The sequence below is a fragment of the Acinetobacter sp. YH12211 genome (assembly GCF_013418015.1).
Taxonomy (GTDB): Bacteria; Pseudomonadota; Gammaproteobacteria; order Pseudomonadales; family Moraxellaceae; genus Acinetobacter; species Acinetobacter towneri.
In genome coordinates this window covers 38510-47431 of sequence record NZ_VPCW01000017.1, presented here as the reverse complement: position 1 = coordinate 47431, position 8922 = coordinate 38510, and the positions used below count along the sequence as shown (strand labels likewise).

The 8922-nt window shown below is 37.2% G+C and carries 11 protein-coding genes and 1 pseudogene; 5 read left to right on the top strand and 7 right to left on the bottom strand.

All coding sequences use genetic code 11. The annotated features are described in order from the left end of the window. Together FTU98_RS09510 and FTU98_RS09505 are read left to right on the top strand one after the other, a co-directional pair. Positions 1-117: pseudogene (locus FTU98_RS09510) on the top strand (IS982 family transposase); the annotation flags it as partial. A 326-nt stretch (positions 118-443) separates the two neighbouring features. After that, positions 444-581 carry a hypothetical protein gene (locus FTU98_RS09505; protein WP_158660382.1) on the top strand — a complete coding sequence of 46 codons (138 nt, stop codon included), beginning with the start codon at positions 444-446 and terminating at the stop codon, positions 579-581. A gap of 83 nt (positions 582-664) precedes the next feature. On the opposite strand, the gene FTU98_RS09500 is transcribed toward FTU98_RS09505, so the two are convergent. The 3 genes from FTU98_RS09500 to FTU98_RS09490 form a co-directional block, all read right to left on the bottom strand. Continuing rightward, a protein-coding gene (locus FTU98_RS09500) for an IS3 family transposase (protein ID WP_180051336.1) occupies positions 665-1809 on the bottom strand; the annotation gives its coding sequence in 2 pieces (ribosomal slippage) (positions 665-1545 and positions 1545-1809; 1146 coding nt in all). 546 nt (positions 1810-2355) lie between these two features. Continuing rightward, positions 2356-2517, bottom strand: a complete 162-nt coding sequence (locus tag FTU98_RS09495) for a hypothetical protein (protein WP_004973471.1) — start codon at positions 2515-2517, stop codon at positions 2356-2358. 531 nt (positions 2518-3048) lie between these two features. Beyond that, positions 3049-3279, bottom strand: a complete 231-nt coding sequence (locus FTU98_RS09490) for a hypothetical protein (protein WP_026438431.1) — start codon at positions 3277-3279, stop codon at positions 3049-3051. A 212-nt stretch (positions 3280-3491) separates the two neighbouring features. On the opposite strand from FTU98_RS09490, the gene FTU98_RS09485 reads away from it, so the two are divergent. Continuing rightward, on the top strand, positions 3492-3986 hold the full coding sequence (locus FTU98_RS09485; RefSeq protein WP_180051334.1) for a CinA family protein: 495 nt from the start codon (positions 3492-3494) through the stop codon (positions 3984-3986). Between the two features lie 7 nt (positions 3987-3993). Here the strand turns inward: FTU98_RS09485 and FTU98_RS09480 are convergent, their stop codons facing one another. The 4 genes from FTU98_RS09480 to prpB form a co-directional block, all read right to left on the bottom strand. Continuing rightward, positions 3994-4269 carry a type II toxin-antitoxin system RelE/ParE family toxin gene (locus FTU98_RS09480; RefSeq protein ID WP_004973465.1) on the bottom strand — a complete coding sequence of 92 codons (276 nt, stop codon included), beginning with the start codon at positions 4267-4269 and terminating at the stop codon, positions 3994-3996. Between the two features lie 5 nt (positions 4270-4274). Next, on the bottom strand, positions 4275-4496 hold the full coding sequence (locus tag FTU98_RS09475; RefSeq protein WP_004973462.1) for a hypothetical protein: 222 nt from the start codon (positions 4494-4496) through the stop codon (positions 4275-4277). Between the two features lie 297 nt (positions 4497-4793). Beyond that, positions 4794-5930: a 2-methylcitrate synthase gene (prpC, locus tag FTU98_RS09470; RefSeq protein ID WP_004973461.1), complete on the bottom strand. Its 1137-nt coding sequence runs from the start codon at positions 5928-5930 to the stop codon at positions 4794-4796. A 4-nt stretch (positions 5931-5934) separates the two neighbouring features. Then, a complete protein-coding gene (gene prpB / locus FTU98_RS09465; protein WP_004973459.1) occupies positions 5935-6819 on the bottom strand; it encodes a methylisocitrate lyase in 885 nt (294 codons plus the stop codon). A gap of 336 nt (positions 6820-7155) precedes the next feature. Here prpB and FTU98_RS09460 point away from each other — a divergent pair, with 336 nt between their 5' ends. Together FTU98_RS09460 and argF are read left to right on the top strand one after the other, a co-directional pair. After that, entirely contained in the window at positions 7156-7806 is a 651-nt protein-coding gene (locus tag FTU98_RS09460) for a TetR/AcrR family transcriptional regulator (protein ID WP_168417358.1), read from the top strand. A 111-nt stretch (positions 7807-7917) separates the two neighbouring features. Further along, positions 7918-8838, top strand: a complete 921-nt coding sequence (gene argF, locus FTU98_RS09455) for an ornithine carbamoyltransferase (RefSeq protein WP_180051332.1) — start codon at positions 7918-7920, stop codon at positions 8836-8838. The last annotated feature ends 84 nt before the right edge of the window (positions 8839-8922 follow it).

Below are 8922 nucleotides of genomic sequence, written 5' to 3'. Positions count from 1 at the left end.
AAACATCGTTCGATTGCTGGTTTTTTAGCAGGCGTATTTTCTTCACTATGTGCGTATCAACTTTGCCAAAAGAATAAGCCTAAAATTCATGTGATTAAATCTTTGGCTTATCCGTAACTGGGGTTATTATAGCAATGTGATAAATGATGAAAATTGTAAAAAATTTTTCTATCCTAAAGGTTTATTATCTGAGAATTACAGAATCACTTTAGAAGAAACCTTTGATGATTTCAGTAAAAGGGCAGCAAGGAATAATAATACTATTTATTTTACTTGGTTTTTATATGAAGATCATTTTTTTGAATACAAAGATAACATTGTAAATAAGGTAATTTTTTCTAAATGTAAAAGTCTAGATTTACTCAATTTAATAGATGATTTTCTTGAAGTAATTAATTAAGGGGCTGTAGTCGATAAGGCTAAATACCCACCAAAATTAGGAGATGACAACAGCACTCAATGGTCTTTCAGCAGCGATTAGTACAGGGATGGTAACGGTTGCGAAGAAAGGTGGTGGTATTGTTATTGATACTGCTAAAAGTACTAAACGTATTTTAGAGCCTGTAAATTATTTTGTGTAAGTTCGATTTTTTAATCGATCATAGAGGTGGTTCCACTTGTTTGAACAACTAAAAGCGTATTTATAAGTGATATTCCGCTCTAGTTAAGCCACCTTGTTTTGTTGGGGTAGCTGATCATAGTAAAACTCATTTGGTGTCATTTTGTCTAGACTCGAATGAGGTCGTTTCAGATTATAAAACTCAAAATATGCACTCAATTGCTTTTTCGCATCTGTGACACTGCTATAAGCTTTGAGATACACCTCTTCATATTTAACGCTCCGCCATAATCGTTCAACCATCACATTATCTACCCATCGACCTTTACCATCCATACTGATTTGAATGCCATTTGATTTCAATACATCAATAAATGCATCACTGGTGAACTGACTGCCTTGGTCTGTATTCAATATTTCAGGTGATCCATATTTTTCAATCGCTTCATTTAATGTTTCTATGCAAAATGTAACCTCCATACTAATCGATACCCTATGCGCAAGTACCTTGCGGCTATGCCAATCAATCACAGCACATAAATAAACAAAACCTTTTGCCATAGGGATATACGTTATATCCGTAGACCACACTTGATTACTGCGCTGAATAGCCAATCCTTTGAGCAGATATGGATATTTACGGTGAGCTTGATTCGCCTGGCTTAAATTTGGTTTGCAATATAACGCCTGAATACCCATTTTCTTCATTAAAGTACGTGTATGACGTCGTCCTATATGATGTCCTTGACGATTCAACAAATCACGCATCATACGGCTACCTGCAAAAGGATATTGCATATGTAATTCATCAATACATCGCATCAGCTTCAGATCTGATGAGCTAACAGGTTTTGGGCGATAATAATAACAACCACGAGAGACTTTCAGTAACTTAGCTTGTTTAGATACTGAAATCTGAAGTGAGTCGTCGATTAACTTTTGTGGTTGAAGCGGCCCAGTTTCTTCAACACACCTTCTAAAAAATCAATTTCTAATGCCTGCTCACCGATTTTTGCATGTAACTTTTTAAGATCAATGGGAGGTTCTGATGGAGCTTTTGATTGATCGAAAGCTTGCGAGGAAGCTGAGATCAATTGATTTTTCCGGTCAATAATTTGGTTTTGATGAACATCAAATTCAGCACTCAATTCAGCAAGTGTTTTTTCTGCTTTGATCGCAGCAAGTGCTACCTTAGCCTTAAAGTCGTTTGAATGATTTCTTCTTGGTCTACGTGCCATAAAATACTCCATATATTGATGTTTATAACATCATTTGAGGAGCAGAGTATCACTTATAGGAGTTGTTCATATTTCCGGATCCATCTCTCATCGAACGTAATCGTAAATCAGTTCATCGCTAAATGATATAAGTAGCGCTGTTGTGCAATATTGGCATTTGAATACTTTTTATGAGGTTCATTCTTCTTGTAATTCTATTACTGAATAAACCCTAAGTGGCCGACTTGGAATAGGAATGAGTGGTAGGGAACGAATAGGAATAGGTGGTAGGTTTATGCAGGAATATGCACCTTATTTTGATCTTTATAATAAAGGTCACTTTTGTACATAAAAATAATGACTTATCTTAATAAATACTGCGCTAGTCTAAATTTTAGACAAAAAAAATCCCACATGGGAATGTGGGAAAACTAAGAAACTACAGCTATGTTTCGTTCATTTATTTTATCGTCATCTGACCGACAAACAGTGGCATAAAATTACTTTTTTAAGTCTATTTTTCACCTTTAACATATCCCATTGGATCCGCATCGAAGTATACGATTTACACCTAGATTATTATTTCCGATCTAACTCTACTAGACCCTGTCTTGCTTCTGTAATGATCAGCTGAATTTCTTCATTTTGCTTTCTCTTTTGTTCAAAATACACATAAATGCCTAGAGAAAATCCCACAGCTAAAATGATCAGCGTCATCATGATAATTGCATTATGATTCATTATATTTAGCCCCTTTAAACTTCCTCACTATTGTGAGATGCAAGGACTATACACAGCAATAACAAAAATGCTCAATTCCATAAAGAAAATACACTGTTTTTTTTAATTTTATCTAAGAAAAACACTTTATTATTTAACAATATAATAAAAACCAAAATGTAACACGCATTCAAAAAATACGTTAAAATTCAATTATATTTTGTTCTATCTGTCATGATTATATTTTTAAGATATTTTAATTAATTTTCTCTCTATCTCAATTATCAGTCTGTTAAAATAAAAATTGATCTAAAAAACATAAGCTTATTTAAGCCATTACAGCCCGTTTGAAAAATGCTAATCTACAAAAATACCAACACAAATATGTGACGTAGTTAGCATTTTTAATCAATTCTTCAATTTTTTCTTGTGATGTGAAATACAATTTTTTGCATCCAGTGACTAAAAAAACACCAACTTCGATACGCTCCACTGATGCTCAATCATTCTGCTGTTATATTGAAGCTCTGACTAATCTAGATTGAAATGACTTTAAATCACCAAAACTCTGACAATGATGGTTTGATGTTCTTCATTTTCCTCAATCAACTGTAAACGCTTTTGTTCTTTACTCACCACTTTAAAGCGCAAGTTTTGATATTCAATAATGCTTGGAATTTGGTCAAAATATTGTGCATCAGCATCAATTTCATCCTCAAATAATGATGTACCAAGTTGATAGTCCAAACTTTTTAAAACGATATATTTCACCGTTGTTTTCATCACAGCATCCTTTTTATTACTTTTTGCTTTACTTTTATTTGTATCACCGTTCATGCCACGATTAAACCTATAATTGTAAATTTTGCTGTATTTATAGGCAGTTAAATCGTGAACATTCTTATTTTAGCATTTCACTTTTTGATGTTTTTTCGCACAAGTCGACAAAATTCAGTACACTTGAGCAACTTATTCTATTCACTTGCAGATTTATCATGCTCAAACAATGCTGTACCATACTTGAACAACGCCAACAGACTGTGGCTTTTATTGAAAGTGCCAGCTCAGGTTACTTATGTAGTCAGTTTTCTATTTATAAAAATAGCGGTGCCAATATTTTACTTGGTGGATTAGTCAGTTACGACCCAAGCATTAAACGTGAGATTTTGCATGTGAATAGTGACTTAATTGCCACCTATACCGCTGAATCCGCAGAAGTCACACAAGCCATGGCAGTTCAAGGCAAAAAACTATTTCAACATGCAGATTTTATTGTGGCATGCACAGGGTTACTGAAACCAGGCGGCAGTGCCACACCAGAAAAACCTGTAGGGACATTTTTTATCGCCATTCATTATCAGCAGCAAACTTTTCAGTACAAATATTTTTTAGATGGCAATCCATTACAACGACTAGAACAGCTCACTCTGTTAGTCGCTCAAGACCTGATTGATCTAATGCAAGATACAAGCACTTGTACTGCACCCTGAAGTAAACCTATCTTTTTAAGTCTCTATAAAAATTCTCATGACTGCCCAATTTTAAAAGATAGAGTGTCATGATTTCGTCATCACTCACAGAGTAAGCCAGTAGCACAAGCTGTTTGTCCATTTTAAATTTATAAACAAATACTCCTGCTAAATCCCCCACTTTAGCTTCTCCGATATCAGGATTATTCCAAACGGTTATTACGGCATTATCAACATCTTTTTTCTGCTGCTTGGTTAGTTTTTTCACTGTCCGTTCAAATAAGGGAGTTTGTTGTATATTCATTGAACTCAACCAAAGCTATATGGTGTTGTATTCCCTGCTTTGACATGCGCCATACTAAGCAACAAATCTGCTATATCTTGAAAAGTTAAATCGGGATTGTCTTGTGCGATTTTTCCAATTTTAGCCCAGTACTCAATTTGTTTAGTTGCACTTCTACTTTCAGCCATCCCGTAAATCTTTGCTGATTCAACAATATCGCTGTCGATTTTAACTGCTACATGTGACATTGCTTTTTCCTCATATTAATTATGGAATAAATTTTAGCCAATCATGCAACCATTTACAACCTTAAGAAACAAAATACAACAACCTTCTTTTATGATCAAATATTTAAAAATGCGCTATCGTACGTCCGATCTTTTTTAATTCTCTAACGCTTCAATAATTACTCATTGTATTTTTGACTACCCTCATCCAAACCTCAAAAAAATAAGGTTCCATTGCTTAACAATGAAACCTTATCTTCAGCCTAAACTGCTGCATCACATGATGTTCATGCACGGTACAGCTTTTTAGACAACCAATTAAGCAGCCGAACGCTCTGCAATTGGTACAACTTTACGCAATTCTGGGCCTGTATAATCTGCACTTGGGCGGATAATACGGTTATCTGCACGCTGTTCCATCACGTGTGCTGCCCAACCTGTTACACGGCTCATCACAAAGATTGGTGTAAATAGTTTGGTCGCAATACCCATAAAGTGATACGCAGACGCATGGAAGAAGTCAGCATTACAGAATAATTTCTTCTCACGCCACATCACTTCTTCACAACGCACCGATACAGGATAAAGTACTGTATCACCTACATCTTGCGCTAAACGCTCAGACCAGATTTTGATGATGCCGTTACGTGGATCATTGTCTTTATAAATCGCATGACCAAAGCCCATGATCTTTTCTTTACGTTCCAACTTGCCTAGCATTTCACGTTCAGCTTCTTCTGGCGATGTCCAATTTTCAATCATTTCCATCGCTGCTTCATTCGCGCCACCGTGTAATGGGCCACGTAATGAACCAATCGCGCCTGTAATACATGAATGCATGTCAGACAAAGTTGATGCGCAAACACGTGCTGTAAATGTTGATGCGTTGAACTCATGCTCTGCATACAAAATTAATGACACATTCATGACTTGTTCATGCAATTCATTTGGTTTTTCACCACGTAATAAATGCAGGAATTGTGCGCCAATTGAATCATCATCCGTATTTTCTTCAATACGTACGCCATCGTGACTATAGCGATACCAATAGCAGATAATGGCTGGCAAAGTTGCCAAAATACGGTCTGCAACATCTTGTTGCTGTTCAAATGACTGTTCGGTTTCTAGGTTACCTAACATTGAAACACCTGTACGCATCACATCCATTGGATGTGAATCTGCAGGAATACGCTCAAGCACTTCTTTCAATGCTTGTGGCAATGCACGTAAAGATTTCAATTTTGCTTTATAGGCAGCCAATTGCTCTGAAGTAGGCAATTCACCAAAGAAAATCAGGTAAGCAACTTCTTCAAACTGGCAATTTTCTGCCAAGTCTTGTACATCATAACCACGGTAAGTTAAGCCTGCGCCACTTTTACCTACAGTTGAGAGTGAAGTTTTACCCGCCACTTGTCCGCGCAATCCTGCGCCTGTGAGTACTTTTCCTTCAGCCATTTTTTTAATTCTCCTGTTTGAACAGCTTGTCTAATGTGTTTTCAAAAGTGTGATAATCAAGGAATTCGTATAATTCTTTACGTTGCTGCATTTTGTCTAAGACATTAACTTGAGTGCCATCTTTACGAATAGATTGCATCACTTCTAAGGCAGCTTTTTGCATGGCACGTGTTGGTGAAAGTGGATACAACACCATACGAATACCCTGCTCCGCCAATTCTTCTGTGGTGTAGTATGGGGTATCACCAAATTCAGTAATGTTTGCAAGTACTGGTACACCAACTGCATCACATACTGTTTTATACATGGTAATGTCTGTCATCGCTTCAGCAAAAATTGCATCTGCACCCGCTTCCACACATGCACAAGCACGGTCAATCACCGCTTGCAAACCTTCTTTTTGCAAGGCATCTGTACGTGCCATGACTACAAAGTTTGAATCAGTTTTTGCATCAACCGCAGCTTTAATTCGATCGACCATTTCTTGCTGAGTTACAATTTCTTTGTTTGGACGATGTCCGCAACGCTTTTGTGCAACCTGATCTTCAATGTGTACTGCAGCAGCACCTGCAGCAATCATTTGCTTAATACTGCGGGCAATATTAAATGCACCACCCCAACCTGTATCAATATCCACCAATAATGGAGTATCTACACGCTCAGTAATACGACGCACATCTTCCAAGACGTTGTCTAAACTGGTCATGCCCAAGTCAGGTAAACCGTAAGAGTAATTGGCGACACCTGCGCCAGATAAATAAATGGCTTTATAGCCAACCTGCTTTGCCATCATGGCAGCATAAGCATTTACCGTGCCGATAATTTGTAATGGCTTTTCCACTTCTAAAGCTTGTCTGAATCTTAAGCCCGCAGATGTTTGTTCTGTCATCTTCCTTTCCGCTTTTCTTACTATATTTTTCGAGGTTTGAGTATATCGGGAATGCAACGCTGCGCCATGACTTTTTAGAATCTATGCTCTAAAACTTTAGTCAAATAATTCGAAATTTTATTGCACAATAAATTTTCGTGATATTGCTTATTATTTAAATTTAATAAACATAGCTTTTTTGCATACTAAATAAGCAAAATTTTGCTTATTTTGAGTGTATTTCTATTTTTTCTGAATTCAAGCACGCTGCCCGTACACTTCAACACAGCACGCTGTGCATAAATTTGCTATAATAACAATCTCTCCCTTTGATCATTTGCTGAAATATTATCCAATATGCAAGATATCGCTCATTTAACCCCTTTCGGTAAAGATGTCCCTCCTACAAAGCGTGGACATGAGCGATGTGTGGCGCTGCTCGTCAGTGCAACTGATCTGTTTTTAGAACGTGGCTACGATGCCGTATCTTTAGATGATATTGTGCAACATGCTGGCGGTTCTAAAGCTTCTATTTATAAATACTTTGGCAATAAAGAAGGCTTGTTTAAAGCGATTTGTGATTATCGCCGTGACAAGTTTTTTCAGGATATTCACATCCCTTTTGAACAAATAGATTCCAATTTACGTGGTTATTTAATTCAGACCTTGCTGAATTTTTATCATCATATACTAGCGCCTGAAAATGCAGCTTTTATGCGTTTAGTTTTAGAGCAAAGTCAGCGCAACCCTGACATTGCCTTGCATATTCATGAGCGCGGCCCTCTGCACGTACAATTGTGCATTGCCAAAGTGCTAGAGCATGCCAGCCAACAAGGGCTCATTCGCTGCGAACACCCTGTTTATTCGGCACAATTGTATTTTGGGATTTTAAGAAATTTAGAATGGCGCATTATTATGGGCATTCCAAAACAAGAAACTGAACAAGAAACAATCAATTATGTAAGTTATTGTGTAGATCGCTTTCTAGACGCCCATCAAAAAGTCTAGTTTTTTTGCAATTTCTTCATCCTATAGTATATTAGCCGATTCCCTTTTTCACTTAACCAACCAACAACTAATTGTTGTTTTTCTCATTCAGCAATTATTGTGGAGTAACGAATGGCTCTACGTCACTTTCTAACATTACGCGATTTATCGACTTTAGAACTGAATCAAATTTTGCAACGCGCCATTGAGCTTAAGCGTAAACAGCATAACAATGAAGTTTTCCAACCCTTTGTGGGCAAAGTCTTGGGAATGATTTTTGAAAAATCTAGTACCCGAACTCGTGTATCGTTTGAAGCAGGTATGAGTCAGTTTGGTGGCAGCGCAATTTTCCTATCATCACGTGACACACAGTTAGGCCGTGGTGAACCGATTGAAGATTCTGCACGTGTCATTTCAAGCATGCTTGATATTGTGATGATTCGTACTTTCGGACATGACATTGTAGAGCGTTTTGCATCTTATTCAAAAGTTCCAGTAATCAATGCTTTAACTGACGATCACCACCCTTGCCAGTTACTTGCAGATATGCAAACTTACTTAGAGCATCGCGGTTCAATTGAAGGTAAAACCGTGGCTTGGATTGGTGATGGCAACAACATGTGTAACTCTTATATTGAAGCTGCGCACATGTGGGGCTTTAATTTAAAAATTGCAACACCTAAAGGCTATGAACCTGAACAACGTTTCCTGTCCGAATTTGCACACTGTGTAGAATTAGTAGACTCTGCTGAAGATGCAGCAGTCAATGCTGACCTGATTGTAACCGATGTTTGGGCGAGTATGGGGCAGGAAGAAGAACAAAAAATCCGTGAAAAAGCCTTTGCAGACTATCAAGTCAATGAGCATTTGATGGACTTGGCACATCCAGATTGCTTATTTATGCATTGTTTACCTGCGCACCGTGGTGAAGAAATTTCTGAAAATATGCTAGATCATAAAAATGCCGTGGTTTGGGATGAAGCCGAAAACCGCTTACATGCTCAAAAAGCATTGGTTGAGTTTTTATTGAACGAAAACCTCAAAAAAGACTAAACGACTTCAAAGCATTGAGTACGCTTTGATGAGTTTTGTTACAAACAGCACTAAATAGTGCTGTTTTTTTATTTGGCTCGCTAT

Bases quoted from the DNA above. Each gene is read 5' to 3' on its own strand.
- FTU98_RS09505 (WP_158660382.1), top strand. From the start codon at position 444: ATGACAACAGCACTCAATGGTCTTTCAGCAGCGATTAGTACAGGGATG.
- FTU98_RS09495 (WP_004973471.1), bottom strand. From the start codon at position 2,517: ATGAATCATAATGCAATTATCATGATGACGCTGATCATTTTAGCTGTG.
- FTU98_RS09490 (WP_026438431.1), bottom strand. From the start codon at position 3,279: ATGAAAACAACGGTGAAATATATCGTTTTAAAAAGTTTGGACTATCAA.
- FTU98_RS09485 (WP_180051334.1), top strand. From the start codon at position 3,492: ATGCTCAAACAATGCTGTACCATACTTGAACAACGCCAACAGACTGTG.
- FTU98_RS09480 (WP_004973465.1), bottom strand. From the start codon at position 4,269: ATGAATATACAACAAACTCCCTTATTTGAACGGACAGTGAAAAAACTA.
- FTU98_RS09475 (WP_004973462.1), bottom strand. From the start codon at position 4,496: ATGTCACATGTAGCAGTTAAAATCGACAGCGATATTGTTGAATCAGCA.
- prpC (WP_004973461.1), bottom strand. From the start codon at position 5,930: ATGGCTGAAGGAAAAGTACTCACAGGCGCAGGATTGCGCGGACAAGTG.
- prpB (WP_004973459.1), bottom strand. From the start codon at position 6,819: ATGACAGAACAAACATCTGCGGGCTTAAGATTCAGACAAGCTTTAGAA.
- FTU98_RS09460 (WP_168417358.1), top strand. From the start codon at position 7,156: ATGCAAGATATCGCTCATTTAACCCCTTTCGGTAAAGATGTCCCTCCT.
- argF (WP_180051332.1), top strand. From the start codon at position 7,918: ATGGCTCTACGTCACTTTCTAACATTACGCGATTTATCGACTTTAGAA.